Origin of the sequence: Bradyrhizobium sp. 164 (assembly GCF_023073715.1) — a bacterium.
Taxonomy (GTDB): Bacteria; Pseudomonadota; Alphaproteobacteria; order Rhizobiales; family Xanthobacteraceae; genus Bradyrhizobium.
On the sequence record NZ_JADPKA010000066.1, the window covers coordinates 351836 to 368723 of the forward strand.

At 59.9% G+C, this 16888-nt stretch carries 14 protein-coding genes and 2 pseudogenes; 6 read left to right on the forward strand and 10 right to left on the reverse strand.

The window, feature by feature from the left end; translation table 11 throughout:
* Positions 1 to 84: 84 nt before the first annotated feature.
* Complete coding sequence (locus IVB01_RS21765) at positions 85 to 1551, forward strand: exopolysaccharide biosynthesis polyprenyl glycosylphosphotransferase (RefSeq protein ID WP_247494874.1); 1467 nt, start codon at positions 85 to 87, stop codon at positions 1549 to 1551.
* Between the two features lie 42 nt (positions 1552 to 1593).
* Here IVB01_RS21765 and IVB01_RS21770 read toward each other — a convergent pair whose 3' ends face one another.
* Entirely contained in the window at positions 1594 to 1962 is a 369-nt protein-coding gene (locus IVB01_RS21770) for an H-NS histone family protein (protein WP_247335342.1), read from the reverse strand.
* Positions 1963 to 2688: 726 nt separating this feature from the next.
* Here IVB01_RS21770 and IVB01_RS21775 point away from each other — a divergent pair.
* Positions 2689 to 3072, forward strand: coding sequence for an H-NS histone family protein (locus IVB01_RS21775; RefSeq protein WP_247335344.1), 384 nt, complete (start codon positions 2689 to 2691; stop codon positions 3070 to 3072).
* A 160-nt stretch (positions 3073 to 3232) separates the two neighbouring features.
* Here IVB01_RS21775 and IVB01_RS21780 read toward each other — a convergent pair whose 3' ends face one another.
* From IVB01_RS21780 to IVB01_RS21790, 3 genes are all read right to left on the reverse strand, one after another.
* Positions 3233 to 4312, reverse strand: a complete 1080-nt coding sequence (locus tag IVB01_RS21780; RefSeq protein ID WP_247494875.1) for a nucleotidyltransferase family protein — start codon at positions 4310 to 4312, stop codon at positions 3233 to 3235.
* Complete coding sequence (locus IVB01_RS21785) at positions 4299 to 5339, reverse strand: PqqD family peptide modification chaperone (protein WP_247494876.1); 1041 nt, start codon at positions 5337 to 5339, stop codon at positions 4299 to 4301. Before IVB01_RS21785 ends, IVB01_RS21780 begins: the two co-directional genes overlap by 14 nt.
* A gap of 281 nt (positions 5340 to 5620) precedes the next feature.
* Positions 5621 to 5866, reverse strand: coding sequence for a hypothetical protein (locus IVB01_RS21790; RefSeq protein WP_247335353.1), 246 nt, complete (start codon positions 5864 to 5866; stop codon positions 5621 to 5623).
* Positions 5867 to 6575: 709 nt separating this feature from the next.
* Here IVB01_RS21790 and IVB01_RS21795 point away from each other — a divergent pair.
* Positions 6576 to 6791 (forward strand): hypothetical protein, encoded by a 216-nt coding sequence (locus IVB01_RS21795; protein ID WP_247419087.1) that lies wholly within the window; start codon positions 6576 to 6578, stop codon positions 6789 to 6791.
* A gap of 1941 nt (positions 6792 to 8732) precedes the next feature.
* Here the strand turns inward: IVB01_RS21795 and IVB01_RS21800 are convergent.
* Both IVB01_RS21800 and IVB01_RS21805 read right to left on the reverse strand, forming a co-directional pair.
* Positions 8733 to 9363 (reverse strand): annotated as a pseudogene (locus IVB01_RS21800) (IS3 family transposase); the annotation flags it as partial.
* Between the two features lie 355 nt (positions 9364 to 9718).
* Positions 9719 to 9934: pseudogene (locus tag IVB01_RS21805) on the reverse strand (protein-(glutamine-N5) methyltransferase, release factor-specific); the annotation flags it as partial.
* Between the two features lie 91 nt (positions 9935 to 10025).
* Here IVB01_RS21805 and IVB01_RS21810 point away from each other — a divergent pair.
* On the forward strand, positions 10026 to 10451 hold the full coding sequence (locus tag IVB01_RS21810) for an HIT family protein (RefSeq protein ID WP_247281196.1): 426 nt from the start codon (positions 10026 to 10028) through the stop codon (positions 10449 to 10451).
* Positions 10452 to 10509: 58 nt separating this feature from the next.
* Here the strand turns inward: IVB01_RS21810 and IVB01_RS21815 are convergent, their stop codons facing one another.
* The 4 genes from IVB01_RS21815 to IVB01_RS21830 form a co-directional block, all read right to left on the reverse strand.
* Positions 10510 to 11208, reverse strand: a complete 699-nt coding sequence (locus tag IVB01_RS21815; protein WP_247281197.1) for an ABC transporter ATP-binding protein — start codon at positions 11206 to 11208, stop codon at positions 10510 to 10512.
* Positions 11205 to 13052 carry a branched-chain amino acid ABC transporter ATP-binding protein/permease gene (locus IVB01_RS21820; protein ID WP_247419086.1) on the reverse strand — a complete coding sequence of 616 codons (1848 nt, stop codon included), beginning with the start codon at positions 13050 to 13052 and terminating at the stop codon, positions 11205 to 11207. The genes IVB01_RS21815 and IVB01_RS21820 overlap by 4 nt, the downstream gene beginning before the upstream one ends.
* Positions 13053 to 13063: 11 nt before the next feature.
* Positions 13064 to 13939 (reverse strand): branched-chain amino acid ABC transporter permease, encoded by an 876-nt coding sequence (locus IVB01_RS21825; protein WP_247298737.1) that lies wholly within the window; start codon positions 13937 to 13939, stop codon positions 13064 to 13066.
* A 99-nt stretch (positions 13940 to 14038) separates the two neighbouring features.
* The gene (locus IVB01_RS21830; RefSeq protein WP_247419085.1) at positions 14039 to 15370 is read right to left on the reverse strand and encodes a substrate-binding protein; all 1332 of its coding nucleotides are present in this window, start codon (positions 15368 to 15370) and stop codon (positions 14039 to 14041) included.
* A 470-nt stretch (positions 15371 to 15840) separates the two neighbouring features.
* On the opposite strand from IVB01_RS21830, the gene IVB01_RS21835 reads away from it, so the two are divergent.
* Both IVB01_RS21835 and IVB01_RS21840 read left to right on the forward strand, forming a co-directional pair.
* Positions 15841 to 16239 (forward strand): hypothetical protein, encoded by a 399-nt coding sequence (locus IVB01_RS21835; RefSeq protein ID WP_247298732.1) that lies wholly within the window; start codon positions 15841 to 15843, stop codon positions 16237 to 16239.
* Positions 16240 to 16356: 117 nt separating this feature from the next.
* Positions 16357 to 16827: a MarR family winged helix-turn-helix transcriptional regulator gene (locus tag IVB01_RS21840; RefSeq protein ID WP_247298728.1), complete on the forward strand. Its 471-nt coding sequence runs from the start codon at positions 16357 to 16359 to the stop codon at positions 16825 to 16827.
* Positions 16828 to 16888: the final 61 nt, after the last annotated feature.

The following is a 16888-nucleotide window of genomic DNA, read 5'->3' on the forward strand; positions in this document are numbered from 1 at the left end:
AAATTGCGACCAATTCAGGTTGAATAATATATTTAAATTCATAATATATTAATTATTAACCGCATGCGCTCCTGTTGATTGGCCATGAATTTTATCAACCGGCATATCGGCGACCATGAGAGCGATCTAGCTCTCGTCAACTCACGATCGTCCATTGCTGATGAAGGCAAATGGCCCGTCCGGTACGACTCTGTTGAATTCGTAGCGATCTGCGCCGATATCGCGACCATTCTATTCGCCGGCTTCCTTTCTGCGCTTCTTTCACCCGGCAGCCCGGCACCAGGTGGCCTAGGCCAGGCATGCGCCTACGCGGCCGCAGCATCAGTATCTTTTGTCTACATTCTGAAAGGCAGGGGACTGTATCGGCCAACAGAACTCCTCGTTCTCCGAAGCCAAGTTCGCGCCATTTGCCTCACGTGGATTTTGTTGCATGTGCTGGCCGCCGCTGTAGAGATGCTGGATGACAAGCCACAGTTCTTCCGAGGTGCCGGCCTCCTGTTTGCGGCACTCGGCCTGGCATCTTTGATTGCGCAACGGTGCGTTGCCAGGACACTGCTAATAAAATGCTTCAGTGGCAGGAAATTCGCTCGGACGAATCTCGTCCTGATCACCGATCAGCCGCCTTCGAATCATGCTGGTCTGTCGGAGACTCTTGCGGTCCTCGGCTATTGCGTTAAGGGCCGCTTTGGGTTGCCTGCGATGGGCTCGGACCCCGGTTCCAGAAAACGGCTCAGCTGCCGCGTGATCGAACATATTCGGAATTCCGAAGTCGATAAAATCGTGCTGGAGGCCAATCCGGAACGTTGGGCCGACCTTCGTGCCTTTATCTCCGACCTGAGGGTGCTGCCATTCCCTATCGTGTTCGTCCCGGTAGGTGCCGCATCCGAACTGCTTCGACATCCGACGAGGAGCTTGGGAAGTGCCGCTTGCGTGGAAATCCAGCCGGGCCCCCTCACCGCAATCGAGCGCGCAAGCAAGCGAATAATCGATATTATCGGCGCGGGATTTGCTTTGATGGTCTTTGCACCATTGCTCGCGATGGCTGCGGTCGCGATCAGACTGGATTCCCCCGGTCCGATCCTCTTCAAGCAACAAAGATGCGGCTTCAATGGCCGAATATTTTCCATCCGAAAGTTTCGGACGATGCATGTGCTTGAGAATGGACCTGCCGTCGTTCAGGCAACGCCTCTTGATCCTCGCATCACCCGGGTTGGCAGATGGCTACGGCGAACGAGCTTCGACGAGCTGCCGCAGTTGTTGAATGTCCTCGACGGCAGCATGTCACTGGTAGGCCCACGCCCCCATGCCGTGGCCCACGACGGACAGTTCGAAAAGCTCGTCCGGAAGTACGCCTTCCGGCGCCGAGTGAGACCCGGATTGACCGGATGGGCTCAAATCCATGGCTGCCGTGGACCAACGCCTACAGCGACCATGGTTGAGCGACGTGTGGAGTACGATCTCTGGTACATCGACAATTGGAGTCTTCGGCTAGACCTCGCAATCCTGCTGCGAACTCCCATGGAAGTGCTGCGGGGGCGCAACGCCTGTTAAGCGAACAGGATCGCGGCGCCACGACGGCCCATGGACGGTAATTCACGCCCGTTGCCGAAACTTCGGAGCCGGTTCCCCTATGCGAAACTCCTCGATCCGACGGCCGGATTTCATGGCAGCAACTAACCACCGCGGCCGCTTGCCACGTCCCGACCAGGTTTCGGAAGTCTGCGGGTTGCGGTATTTCGGTAGCACGCGCGGATATTTGCGCCTCGGTTTGCCGGTCGCAGAGACGCCCGGCCCGCCTGTTTCGGCTAATACGGCCATGCCACCGCCGAGAACCGCCAGGCGCTTCTCCAGTTCCTGCTTTTCCGCCTTGATTCGATCCGACAAAATGCCGCTAATTTCCTCATGAAGCGACCATAGATCGTCGAGGGACATCGCTTCTAGTTCGAGCTTCTTGGTCGACATGCTAGCATCCTGTAGTTGCGCCCATTTAATATTGCCCCGGCCGGGTAATCAAGAACCAAGAGGGTCAACATTACAAAAATATGTGGAACCGAACGACAAGTTCGTGCTCCACATAACTGCGTCGCCGGTTCTAATCAAGACAGAAAAATGAACTATCCCCCTCAATTTAATTCGGCCAAAGCAACTCACGCGCTTTACGTGCACCGACGCCTCCACTCAAGCGAAGAATGCACGTTAAGCGGGCCGTGGGATCAATCTGCCGCGCCGCACTCTCGGCGGATAGGCCCGGCGCGCGAGGCCGCCTTTCGTAGTCGACAATCCACCTGAAATGCGACCATCGGCCTGCCGCAATCGCGAGCTTATGATTGCGATGTCTCTTAGCGCGAGCCCTCGCAACTGGATTTGCAGCTTCAAAGCCTGGATGTCGGTCAATGCAGCCGACGGAGCGATAAACCGGCTGATCGCCGCTTCAAGGCGCCCCATAGGGCAGTCAATAGCGTCCAATGTTTCTTTTCGGGCTTGCAGCAAGGCTTCTGGCCTTTCAATACGTCGATTAAAAATATCGCTCGCAATATAATATTAAATAATATACTATTTATTTATTGTCGCGTCAAATTTGAAAGACCGGTCTCGGTCCCTGTCCGTAACTCGCCGCGCGAACAACGATATTCGGCGTGGAGATGACAGGCAGGTAGGGGCATCAGTCGAACGGTGACGAGAAATGCTATGCGAAGGCAAGATCTCGAAGCCATGGATTTCGAGGAACTCTGGCTCCTTCACGAGGAGCTGACGAAGATTCTCGCCGAAAAGATCACCGCCGAAAAGCGGGAACTGGAAAAGCGTCTTGCGCAACTCAACCAGCCGGATCAATTCGGCGAAGCTGAAATCGGGGCCTCTGAGACGGGGACCGGCCAGCCCCGTCGCAAATACCCGAAGGTCGTACCGAAGTACTACAACCCGCTCCAGCCAACAGAGACTTGGTCAGGACGTGGTAAACAGCCCCGCTGGCTGGTTGCCGCCCTCCAATCAGGCCACACGCTGGAGGAGTTCAAAATCCGCGAGAACGGCGAATCGTCCGAAGGGAATGCTGGTGGTCGAGAGCATTCCTAGCTCTGCACGACTGGACGCACCTCGGGTCGGCTGAGAATGTTCAGTCCTGCGGATTGGGGCAGCCGCCTACCCACCTGGAGCATGTAGCAGATCGAAAACCCGCTCTGCCAAGACCTGCCGCCATGATCTCTCGAGAACGCTCGTGTGACGGTCGCAGGCTCTAGACCTTTCCCGCACGAACTGCGGTCGTCGCATTCAGCAGAAACTGTAAGGTTCTAGCTCTTGGCACAGACCACAATCCACGTCGGTTCGCGCTGGTTCTTGTCGAGACAACAGCCGCCTCCCTGCGGTAGTTTCTGAGGTCCAGAACGTTCATCGCCAGGAGGGGCACGCGTGTGGCCGGAAAGCGTGCTTGCATCAACTGTCGCATGAACTGCAGGCGCGGAATCAGTCGGGAGCGCAACGCGTGCGGAATCTCGACGCCAAGCAGCTCAGCAAGAGCGAACAGCTGGGTTTCGACTGCGTTCTTCATCAACTCGCTCGAGACAAGAGAGCTAAGCTCCCCCCAATCGAGGCCCTCGGCGGAATTGCTTAGATCGCGTAATTCAACAAGGTGCCGCAGGTCGAGGTCGCCGAGCCAATAACCATAGTCTTGAAACTGATCATGGATGATCAACATGAGCGCTTGGTAGGTAGGCCTGGGGATATAGACGCGTCCCCGTCCCAGCGGCGCAGGGACGCAATGGTTCAGCGCATGCCCGAAGCTCTGGTAGAGGTACGCAGGACCTGGAGCTGCCCGCTGCAGGTCGATGGTGCCGACATCGTGCGACCGATTCAGCTCGACGTGCCATCTCTGGCTTTCGGAAGGGGCCTGGTAATCGATATCGTAACCAATTGCACATAGAGCGGCGACTGCCGTTCTGGCCTCGTCTGGCATAATCATGATGTCCAGATCAGACATTAACCGAACGCCTCGTCGCTCCTCGGGCGCGGTCGCCAGTGTCGATGCCCCCTTGAGCATGATCGGCGTAATTCCCGAGCTGTTCATCGCAACGACCGCTTCTTCCAGTTGGGCGATGAGCCGATTGTTGCGCAGCACGTTTCGGCGGTGGATCTGGCGAATATATGTGCAGACGTCCTCCGGCAGCATCGATGCGAATTTGTCGACAAAATCGATGAGCGCCGGCGTCGTCAGGGTCTGGTTTGCGAGCCCGATTACGGGCGTCCACTCTACATCGACCGGTGGCATGCCTCGCAAGCAATTGCAAAGGCTCGTCAGTGCGGCGCTATGTCTTGCCATTGCACAAATCCATAATCAATCGCCGAGCCTCCACGGCCTCGCAATAGGTGAGTTGAAGCGATCGCGCTCCCGCGACAATCCGCTTCAAAGCGAAAAAGCCGGCCTGCGAAAGTCGTCCGTCAGCAGCAAATGCGTTCTCGATGAGCCGCTTCATCGAATCCAACTGATCTATCGCGGTCAGTTCGGCCGGACCGCTCGCGACCCGGTTCAAGAAGATGACCCAGCTTGCGGAAAAGCATTGGTTCTGTGCAGCCGGAATGGGTACGTACCGCACCAGAACGCCGTCGGAGCGGCAATGCGTCGCGTCGTGCCGGTCGCCATCTAGTCGCGAGAGAAAGCCCCACGATCCCTGCTTGAGGGTGAGAGCAAACGGGAGTCCGCAGATCGTTCCGTCAGCTCCAACCAGCGCAACATCATCGCCGGCATACCGAAGTCCGGCGTCCACCAGTTGCAGTGTGAGGGTAGACTTCCCAGCTCCCGGTTGGCCGCATAACAGCAGGCCCATACCGTCTTTCACGAGAGAAGCGGCATGAAGGGAGAAGACCCAACGACTGTTTCGAATGAGCCGCTCGGTGATGTAAGCTTTGATCGTGGGGGCCAGCGCTTCGACTTCACATCTGGAGATGCGGGCATCCTCTCCGCGGAAGAACACGTGCCCGTCCAGCATCATTGCTTCGATGGCAACGTCGACGTCGCAGCCGGCGCTCTGGTCCGGAACACAAAATAGCGGAAGCAGCCGATTCAAGAGGTCCCGATTTGCGGCCCGGACGCCTATTCTGTGCCGACCCAGGATCGCTGAGAAGGCACAATCGGTCGGCATTTGCCAATCGACTTCAAGCAACGCTCGATCGATCCAGACATTTACAGCCTGTCGCGTGAACTGGCGTGCCGTTTGCTCGTCAATGCCTAGCGCACCAAGCCCCTGACAAATTTCTTCCAGAGAGGCGCCTTGTGCCAACTTACACCAAATGAATGCCCCTACTCGGTCCAGTTCAAAAATCTTCTGCCCTGCTTCGCTGAAGAGCATTGGTCGCCCCTCCAGCAGCGCGAATACTGCATCCGGAGCCGGTCTCAACACCATCTCTGCCGACGATCTTTCCAGCACGGCTCCAACCAATGTGAACAGGTCTGCTTCGCCCTGTACCGACGAGGCGGCGACAGCGTCTGGGAGGCGCTATTGTCGCGGCACCAAGGAGACGGCCGTCGCCCGCGAGATTCAGTCTAGCCCGGCCCGCGGCGCTGCAGTTCCCGTTCAGCCGAACACACGCCGCCCCATCGGGCTCGTTTCGAAAATGACAATCCGGCCGGTCATGCCGCCAGCTGACCGTCCTTGCCCCCTCCCTGCGGAGAAATGTTCAACACCTGCTTTCCAAGAAGGCTCGCTCTCGCGATCAACCGATGAGCATCCAATAGGTACCGATAAGCTTCGCGATCGGCACTCCGTTCTCTCAGAATGCGCTCCTTCTCACCAATGCTTAGCAATTCAGCGCGCATCTGAGCCAACTGCGGTGTATTCGAGGTGAGGTTGTGCTTGTTAAGAATTGATTCCCACATCGTCTCCTCCAGTCGCACGAACTTGGACGAGTTTAGCTTACGTGATTGGCAGCAATTAACAACGATATTTGCATATTTATCGCATAATCAAAATTTGTTTCATATTTGAACCTCGCGTAACCATTTAATACCGACGAGCAAGCCGCAGCACGCAGCGAACGCCATGACGAGAATGAGGGGTTGCTGAAGCCAAACGAGGAAAGGCCGGACATCTTTGCCGAGGGACATCGTGCCGTGCAGCCCCCGCGTAAGAAATAAATTGACCGAGAGTCGCAAATCAGACCGACAATGCAAATTTTAATTTGCACATTAAATAAAGACGGAGAATATTAACGAACTGCACGAAGGGAGTGAGACCAGTGATCCGGTGGGCTGATCTGTCCGTCAAGACCAAGATAATGGTTTCGTTACGAGCGGAACATTCCGCGCGAAGCCGCAGGGATTTGGACATCACAATTGTTAAGCGCCTCCCAGAAGCTTTCGGTTGAGGTCGCAGCACTATTCAGGGTTGCCGAGCGAAAGCCGGCGGTATCCCCATTTCGCCAAGCAGGAATCCGGTCGGTTGGAGAAGCGTCGTCACGAGCAAGCTGCCCCTTGCTCGAACAACGACCCCAGGTGCGATGCCCCCCAGTTAACCCGCACCGACGAGAGCGCACTCCAGCCGGCCGGCCCTTTTATTCAACCATCAAATTATTTCAGGGAGGCTCGCATGGGTATGATTATGGTCAAGTGCCCGCAAACCGGTCGCGCGATCCCGACCGGCATCAAATCCGATCGTGAGACTTTCCTGCGGAGCATCGTGTTTTTCGGCAATACTCGTTGTCCGATCTGTCAGGCTAATCATAACTGGTTCGCCCGCGAGGCCTGGGTCGAAGAGCCGATCATCCGGACGGCGGAGATGCTTCGTGCGGCTCCCTCGTGCTGATGCAAAAGACGAGGTCGTTCTAGAGAGTGCGTCCAAATTCCCTTTTCCTGATGCAGGCATTTTGTTGCGACGCGTTAGAATGCTCGAAAATGGAATGCGCGAAAATATTTCCGCGAATCGTCGCAAAGCGAACGGACGGCGCGATGATCCATCGCTTAGACGTTATTGGCACGTCATCACAAATTCGAGCTTCCCGTCACGGATTCGGCAAGGGCCTGTTTGGGGATGTTGTAGTGAGTAGTGGGGTTTGCAGCCTGGCTGTTCTGCGTCACGCAACGATCGAACTCGTTGGCCTGCTCGCTCAATTGCAGCGGCTCCGGGAGAAAGTACGAAGAGCGGAAGCACGTCGCTCGGGAGAAAGGCGGCGATCGGCATCCGCCTCGCGCACGCGAACGCCCCGAGCAACAAGGTATCGCACGCGGCTGTAGCCGTCGTGACCCTGACCAAGATCACCTGCAAGCGTCCTATTGTTCCGAAACTCTACGCGCGACTCGCGCTTGCGCAAGACATCGATCGCCTCAGCGCGAGTAGCGGTCCGATGACGCGCTGCGAATATCCAGTTGTACGATGCACATGTTTTCGGCCCGGACTAAATTCAGCGACGTGGGGCATCTTGCCGAGAATAAAATAAAGAGACGAGCACAGACCACGATCACTCCTCGATCCGAATTGAGGGCGGTGATCGGCTGAAAGGCCGCTGATCGCTTGCTGGCATACCCGTATCGCCAGATACCCAAGCCGTTGAAAAGCTTGGTGGGCGCACCAGGGCTCGAACCTGGGACCCGCTGATTAAGAGTCTGATGTTTGATGAACAACCAGAGGTACTTAGGTGTAAAAAGACACGCGAACCAGCCTATACAGATCAACAGGTTACGGCCGAATTGTAAATCGAGCCGCCGCGGATACGAACCCGCAACACTTGGGTCCCGAACGTAAATAGCGATCGAAAAGATCAATAAAAACAATGAAGTTCGCTTCTGCTTGAGTACCTCATCGCCGTTTGTTCACGGTATTTCGGTGGTCAATCGGTGGTCAGACCTAAAGTGCTCAATCGTGCGCATGCCGAGCGTCGATGCAGACCACCGGAAGCTCAACCCTGCGGAGTTCATGCCATAGCCAACTCGCCATCGCCCCGGTCTCAAAGCCGATACGCTCGGCATGAGGCGCATGTTTGCGAAGCAGGTCAGTCAAGGCTCCAGGATTAGACTTCGCTTTTCCTGCGAAGATTACTTTGACCAGTCTCGTTGACAACGCACACAGCGGTTTCTCTTCGGGAGACGTCCAGTCCGACGTGCTGCTTCATGGGAGCTCCTTCGAATCATTTGATTGCGAGGGCTCGACGATAACGGAGCTTGCCCGCCACGAGCGCTGACCGCAATTACGTCATCGTGGTCAGACCTAAAGTGCTCAATCTAGTCTCGGGCTGCGGCTCGCCGGCGCGCTGCAGACACGACGATCGTTAGCCGCTTCCACCGCTGCCCCGCATCCTCTGGTACTTTGAATGACAATAGTCCCACGTTACCGGCGTCACGCGGGCGCGAGGCCGGCGGTCAGCGTCGGGGGTTCGAGACAGCTGAGCGCTACGAACGGTACCGCACCCAATCTGAGCCTTTGTTTTCAAAGACTTATCGCGCGACCTGATACCGCCAGCTCACGTCGGCATCGTCCGCTCATGGCCGCCCAGGGCGTGTCTGACTGTTGAGGCTCAATCGCATTGCTGCAGAAAACACTTCCTGCGCGGGTATGATCTCCCGGGGTGAAGCAGCATTGGCCGAGAACAATTGCGCCAAAGGCTCATGCACATTTAAGTGCGCAGTTTGACCCCATGGCGCCGAAGCTCGCCCATTTTGCCCATCGCTCAATCGGCTTTACTGAGGCTGCCTAATTCCATCGTTTTCTGGGTCACCGTTGTGAGCTGCTGCCGGTTTGATGGACACCAGGTTAAGCAAATCCCACCTTGCGCTCGAACTCAACCGGGCTGAGATAGCCCATTGCCGAGTGCCTGCGGGTCGTGTTGTAAAATCGTACAATGTAGTCGAACACATCGGCTTGCGCCTCGTCTCTGCTCCTGTAGGTTTTGCCTTCCGTCCGTTCGGTCTTGAGCGACGAGAAGAAGCTCTCCATCGCCCCGTTGTCCCAGACATTGCCGGAACGGCTCATGCTGCAGACAATGCCGTGGTCGGCCATCAAACGCTGGAACTGCTCGCTGGTCTACTGACTGCCCTGGTCGGACTGGTGCAACAGCGCGTCCGGCTTGCCGCGTCGCCAGACGGCCATCAGCAGGGCATCGGTCACCAACTGAGCTGTCATGGCGGCACTCATAGACCAACCCACCACCCGGTGTGAGAACAGGTCGATCACTGCTGCGACGTAGAGCCAGCCCTTGGCCGTCCAGAGATACGTAAGTCGGCGATCCACTTTTGGTTCGGCCGCTCGGCAGTGAACTGCCGGTCAAGGAGGTTCGCGCCGGCACGGTCTCGAGCTGTCGATCGCCGCTGTCCTTCGGCAAGCGCCGGCGTCGCGGCCGCGCCCGCAGGCCTTGCAGGCGCATCAGCCGTTGGTGGAGGCCACAGTCCGCCGCCGGGAAAGGCCTGTACCGGGTCCGAGCCGAACTCCTTGACCCACTTGCGCAGAACATTCTCATGAACGTCCAGGTCGCCGCCGGCTTGCGCGAGCGATTTGGGACGACAGGCGGATATCCGGGCGTGCTGTGCCGTGGCCGGTCGAGCCGGCGATCACGACGAGCAGACTGGCGGGATTGTGCCGCGGTCATGAGGTGTCGTCCGTCCTGGGCCAGTGTATGTTGAAGAGGGATAATGGTCGTATTCCTGTACGTGAACACCGCTAAGCAACTCGGCGAACAAGACCCCATCGACGGTTTCGACACGCTGATCGGCGCCTCGCTAGACGCCGAGATAGCGCTGCTACGCATATCGTTCGAGGCGCGCGGTCTCCTCTAGCGTAAGCTTTCGCGCCGCCTGCGTCACCATTCCGGTCAGATCGAGCTCCAGAGCCGCGCCGACGAGAAGGCGCGCGGCGAGAGCGGACTCCTCGATGCCGGCCGATCGCAATCGCGCGGCGAGGGCGCGACGCGCACTCTCGATGCTGTTTCCGGGATCAAAGCCTGTCGTCAATGGAACCATCTCGCTTGGCATCGTGGATAGATCGGCAGGCTTGCTTGCGTCAACGGAAAGGAGCGCGTTTGATCGTACCTCGCAGCGATGGGAGGGGTTCATGGCGGCCTATGACGATCAGAACGTCTTCGCGAAGATCCTGCGCGGCGAGATTCCCTGCTTCGAAGTTTTCAGGGACGACCGCAGCTTCGCCTTCCTGGATATTATGCCGCGCTCGCCCGGACACACGCTGGTCATTCCTCGCGCGCCGGCGCGCGGCATCCTCGACATCGCCGATGACGATCTCGCCGCGGTTGCGAGAACCGCTAAGCGGATCGCGATTGCGGCGATGAAGGCGTTCGACGCCGAGGGTATTATCCTGCAGCAATTCAGTGAGCCGGCCAGCGGCCAGGTGGTTTTTCACCTGCACATGCACGTCATGCCCGTCAGGTCCGGGATCGAGCTGTTGCCGGCGCAGACGCGCAAGGAAGACATGGCCGTGCTCGCCGATCACGCCAGACGGATGGTCGCGGCGCTCGCCGGCTAGAGCATGATCCGGAAAAGTGTGCCGCGGCATTCCGAAGAGATCATGCTCAAACATCCGTCTAAACGCCGAGATAGCGCTGTAGCAGTTCCGGCTGGGCCTTCAGCTCCTGCGCCGGCCCCTCGTGCACAATGTGGCCGTTGTTGATGATGTAGATCCGGCTCGCCAGCGCTAGCGTCGCCGCCAGATTCTGCTCCACCAGCACGATGGTCTGGCCGGCCGCCGCCAGCTCGCGGCAGGCCTTGACGAGATCCTGGACGATCACAGGCGCAAGGCCCTCGAACGGCTCGTCCAGCAGCACGATCTTGGGATCGCGCACCAGCGCCCGCGCGATCGCGAGCATCTGCTGCTCCCCGCCGGAAAGCTCGGTGCCACGGTTGTTGCGACGCTCCTTCAGCCGGGGAAACATCTCGTAGATGCGGCCGAGCGGCCAGCGTTTGGGCGCGGTGATCTGTGCAAGGAGGATGTTCTCCTCCACCGACAGGCTGCCGAAGATCCGGCGCTCCTCGTGCACCAGTTGCATGCCCGCTTGCGCGATCTTGTGGCTTCTGCGCCCGGCGATATCGATGCCGTCGAATTTCACGCTGCCGCTGCGGGGTGTCACGACGCCCATCAGGCTCTTCAGCGTGGTGCTCTTGCCGGCGCCGTTGCGGCCGAGCAGTGCCACCACCTCGTGACGGTCGACATGCATGGCGACGTCGAACAGGATGTGGGAGTCCCCGTAATAACTGTTCAGGCCGTTGACCTCGATCAGGCTCATGCGGCGATCTCTCCGTGGACGCCGCCGAGATAGGCTTCCTGCACCGCGGCGTTGGTCTTGATTTCCTCGGGCGTTCCGGAGACCAGCACGCGGCCTTCCTGGAGCACGGTAATGCGCTCGACCAGCTCGAACAGGGCATCCATGTCGTGGTCGATGATGATCATGGTGCGGCCGCGCGCGATCAACTTGAGCAACTTAACGGTCTCGACCCGCTCGCGCGGGCTCATGCCGGCGAGCGGCTCGTCGAGCAGCAGCAGGCGCGGCGAGGTTGCGAGCGCAAGCCCGATCTCCAGCCTGCGTTTCTCGCCATAGGCGAGCTCGGATACGGGCGTGTCGGCGCGGCGGGTCAGATTGACAAGGGCCAGCGTGTGCTCGACCTGCTCGGCCAGGCCCTTGATGCCCGAGAGCTTGCGGAACAAATCGAGCCGGAATTTTCCGCGCAGCTCGGCAAGCGCGGCGATCGTCAGGTTCTGGCGAACGGTGAGGCCGGTGAAGAGCTGGTTGACCTGGTAGCTCTTGGTGAGCCCGAGCTGGCAAACCTCGGTGATCTTCAGTCCCGTGATGTCGCGGCCCTCGAACACGATCTGGCCCGACGTCGGGGCGACCTCGCAGGTCAACATCTTGAAGAAAGTCGACTTGCCGGCGCCGTTAGGACCGATGATGCCGCGCAGCTCGCCCTGATTGACGCTGAAATCGATGTCGCTGTTGGCGACGAGGCCGCCATAGCGTTTGGTGAGACCTGTGGCCTTCAGGATCGGCCTGGAATACGCAGGATGTTCGACTTCTTTGGCCTGCATCGATGCTGGCGCAGGTTGCCGTGTCGGCGCGGCGTCCGTAGCCTCTTGTTCAGCCTCTGCTTCCGTCCGCTTACGCCTGCCGGAGGCGAGGCGATAGAGATCGGCGAGGCCGCCGATGATGCCGCCGCGCAGAAAGCAGACCAGCAGCACGAACACGACACCCAGCACGAGCTTCCAGGCGGCTCCGAGGCCCAACGCGGCCTGCAGGAAGTCCTGCAGGAAGAGCCAGACCGCCGCGCCGACCAGCGGCCCGAACAGCGTGCTCCTGCCGCCAATGGCGGTCTGCATCACCAATTGGCCGGAGGTGTCGAACGTGAACGCGTCCGGCGGCATGAAGGCCTGGAGCACGCCGAGGAGGCCGCCGGCAAACCCCGCATAGGCGGCGGCGATCACGAAAGCAGTCAGCTTGTAGCCATGGATGTTGTGGCCGACGGCCGTGGCGCGCAGCGGATTGTCCCGGATCGCGCTCAGAATCGCCCCGACCGGCGAGCGGACGATCCTGAGCGCGATGATGACGCCGATGAAATAGCACAGAGCGATGAATTGATAGAGCGACCAGCCGTTGGTGAAGTGGACCGTGGTGAAGCCGAGATTGAAACTCGGCGTCGGGACGCCGGGCAGGCCGTTCTCGCCGCCGGTAAAATCCGAGAGCGGATTGAACTCGACGAAGAAGAACACCTGCGCGATCGCCACGGTGATCATGGCGAAATAGATGCCGGTCCGGCGCAGCGCGATCAGGCCGACAAGATAACCGGTCACGGCGGCGGCGATCATGCCGATGATCAGCGCGCCCAGCACGTTGCTGAAGCCGGCGCGCGTCAGGAGATAGGCCGCGACGAAGCCGCCGGTGCCATAGAAGGCGGACTGGCCGAACGACAACAACCCCGTGAAGCCGAACAGGATGTCGAAGCCGAGCCCGAATAGGCCCCAGACCAGGATTCGATTGACGGTGTTCGGCGCGAAGCCGAGATGGGGCAGCACAAACGGAGCCGCGATCAGGCCGATGGCCGTTAGCGTCTCGATCAGGAACTGACGTTGCTTGAGCATGACGAAATCACTTACTCGCGGCCCTGAACGCCGAGCAGGCCATGCGGTCGCACCACGAGTACGAGCGTCATCACCGCAAACAGCATCACATAGGCGTAGCCGGGGTTGAACATGGAGGTGACGCTGATGATCTCGCCGGCAATCAGGCCGCCGAGGATCGCACCGGGGAACGAGCCGACGCCGCCGATCACCACCACCACGAACGTCTGGACCAGGATGTCGTCACCGATGCCCGGTGTCAGCGAAACCACCGGCGCGTTGACGATCCCGGCAAAGCCGGCGGCCATTGCACCGATGCCGAACACGACCATGAAGACGCGATAGACGTTGATGCCGAGCGAATCGACCATCACAGAATCCTCGATGCCGGCGCGCACGATCATGCCGAGCCTGGTCCGGTAGAGGATGATGAACAGCGCGCCGAGGGCGATGGCGACGATGCCGACCACGGCGAGGCGGTAGGTCGGATAAAACATGAAGCCGAGATTAGTGATGCCCCGGAACATCGCCGGGGGTGGCACCAGCTGCGACTGGCTCGAGAAGATCAGGCGCACGAGCTCGACGAAGCAGATACCGAGCCCGAAGGTCACCAGCAGCTGATCCTCGTGCGGGCGATGATAGAAATGGCGGATGATGACGCGTTCCATGAGCACGCCGAGCAGCATCACGAACAGCGATCCCGCGATAACGGCGAGGACGAACGATTCCGTGTACTGGTAGGCGACAAAGCCGGCGTAGCCGCCGATCATGAACATCGCGCCATGGGCGAGGTTGAGGACGCCGAGCGTGCCGTAGATGATGGTCAGACCGGAGCTGATCAGCGCGAGCAGCGCGCCGAGCGCCAGCCCGTTGAAAAGCTGCGAAACGAGGTTGGGCCAACTGATCATGAAATGGTCACTGCTGCGCAGGCGCGACGGAGCGCGCCAAAAAGGTGACGCCGCACGGAGCAGAGGGCAGCCCGCGGCGTCACAGGGCTTAGAGCGGGCTCAGCTGTAGTCGCCGAGATGGCAGCCGAAGGCGTCCGGCTTCTGCATCAGGCCGTCGCCGGGGACGACCTCGACCACGTCGTACCAGTCTTCCTTGTTCTTCATGTCTTTCTGCTGCTTACCCTTTACGATGACCACCGGGCGGACGCACTGATGGTCCTCGGGACGGTAATGCACGTCGCCGACGAGCGAGGGGATCGTCTCGCCCTTCTCATAGGCCTTGATCACATCGGGCGGGTTGAAGCTGCCGGCCTGCTCGCACATGCGGGCCCAGTGCGCGAAGCTGACATAGGCGTTCTCCGCGCCCCATTCCGGCTTGTAGCCGTACTTCTTCTCGAAGGCCTCGTTGAACATCTTGGCCAGCGGGAACTTGTCCTCAAGTGTCCACCAATAGTCGGTGGCAGCGTAGACGCCCTGCATCAAGCCGCCGGTCTCCCGGGCAATGAACGGCACCTGATACGGTACCACCAGCTTCATCTTGTCGAGGACACCGAACTGCTTGGCCTGCTGGGTCGACAGCACCGCGTCGTGGCCCCAGTTGACGTTGATCAGCACGTCGGCGCCGGAATTCGCGACGTTCAGAAGATATGAGGAGTAGTCAGGCGCACCGAGCGGCGCCACCTGGTTGGTCACGGTGGTCCAGCCGGCGGTCGCAAGGAAGTCCTGCATCGACTTGGTGACGGTGTGACCGTAGGTGTAGTCCGGCGTGAGATACGCAGCCTTCTTGCCCTTGCCGAACTCCTTGGCCATGACGGGGCCGATCGCCGCGGCGGCGGTCTGGCCGAAGAAGTTCTGGCGGAAGCCGTAGCGGACGCAGTCCTTGCCGGTGGTGTCGTTCGAGCCGGAAATGCCGCACACGAAGATCACCTTCTCGCGCTGGGCGAGCTTGTTGAGCGCGACCGCGACCGCGCTCGAGGTGCCGCCGGTGATCATGATCGCCTTGTTCTCGCTGATGAAGCGCTGCTGCGCCTGCACCGCCTCGTTCGGCTTGGCCGCGGAATCCGCGACGCCAAACTTGAGCTCCTTGCCGAGCACGCCCTTGCTGGTCTTCGGCGAGATCTTCTTGATCAGGTCGTGACCGCTGTTGATGTGCTCGATCGCGAGTTGATAGCCCTTGAGTTCGTCTTCGCCCTGGACGGCATAGGTGCCGGTGCGCGGCACCGAGATTCCGATGAAGGCCGTGGACCCGGACACGCCCGCAGGATACGTGCCGATCGGCCTGTCCTCGGCAAGGGCCGGCATTGCCGGCAGCACCGAGCCGCCGATGAGACCTGCAGTGGTCTGGAGCAGGCTGCGGCGCGAGAGGCCGCGGCGGATGAGATTGTCGGTCATGATCGTTTCCTCCGAATGTCATTCTTGTTTGCAGGCACAACACGACCTGTCCGGCGGCAGCAGACCTCGAGGGCCTGCCTGCACCGGGCACGTCACATCCGCGTGTAGCTCCTGCACGTAAACATTGCTTGTGAAGTCCTTCTGTCAATTTCGCCTTTGGTCGAACGACAAAAATTGTCACGTGAAAACATATCGGATTGCGATATATATTAGTCTTTGTGAGTAAGAGGCTGGAGGGTTCAGCGGGAGAAATGGCGCGGCAAACGACGATAGCGGGTGCCCGGAAGCGACGCTCTTGGCCGCAAAAGGCGGAGTTGCAGGAGGCGGCGTGGCCGGTCAGAGAGGGGAGCGACACGCGTGCGGCGCCGCAGTCCAGCGATGCGGCCCGCATGTCCGAGCCGCGCAACCGGTCTGCCGGCAAGCGGGGACTAGCGGTTGGCGCCATTCAGGCGAAACGGGAACTTGGCCCGATGCAGAAGCTGAGCGGGCGCGCCCAGAATGTCCTGAAGGAGCTCGCGGTCGAACTCACCGGCGAGCAGCCACCGAAGGGGACTTGGTCGCCCTCGCGTGAACTGCTGCGCGCGCTGACGGCCGAGCGCCTCGCAACTGCGCGCAACTGCGGTCCTCACACCATGCGGGAGATCGTCGACTGGGCGCAGGGCTGCGGCGTGACCATCAAGCCCGTGATCCCGCCCGGCGGCTCGCTGTCGCAGATGTGGGGCGAGTTGATCACCGATGCGGCGGCCGGTAACCTGACCAGCGCCGAGATCGCGGGCGCGCTGCAGCGCTCGATCAGGCGGAAGAGCGTCCGCATCCCGATCGCGTTCCAGGTCATCCTGGTCAAGATCCTGCTGTCCAGCTTCGAATAGGCAGCTGGGGAGCACCGGATATTTGTGCATCCGCGGCCCCGCCGATTGGTCCCGCCGTCCTTCCTTGATAGTCTCGGCAGCGACCGCTTCGCCGGCGGGCTGACGTCGAAGGCAGGAATGGCTGAATCAAAGCGGAAGACTGGACGCAGGGCGCATGGCGTGCCCGCCAAGGGCGGCGCGATGCGTGAGGCCGACTACGCGGCGCTAGCCCGATTCCGCTACCAGTTGCGAACCTTCCTTGCTTTCAGCGAAGCCGCGGCCCAGAACGCCGGGCTGACGCCACAGCAGCATCAGGCGTTGCTGGCGATCAAGGGGTTCGCCAGCCCCGGCGGCGCCAGCATTGGCGACATCGCCGGCTTCCTCCTGATCCGGCACCATACGGCGGTGGAGCTGGTGGATCGCATGGCGAAACTCAAGCTGATCGGCCGGGAAGCCGATCCCGAGGACACAAGGCGCGTTCTCGTCAAGCTGACGGCCAAGGGCGAGCAGAAGCTGCGATCGCTCTCGCGCATACATCTGGACGAGCTGAGTGCCGCCGCTCCCGGCTTGGCCAAGATGCTGCGGTCGTTCCGGACCAAAGCGCGCTGAGGGAGATGGCGTGAGTCAGGTGCGCTGAGCTCGTTTCGGAAGTCCAACCACACTTGAATAC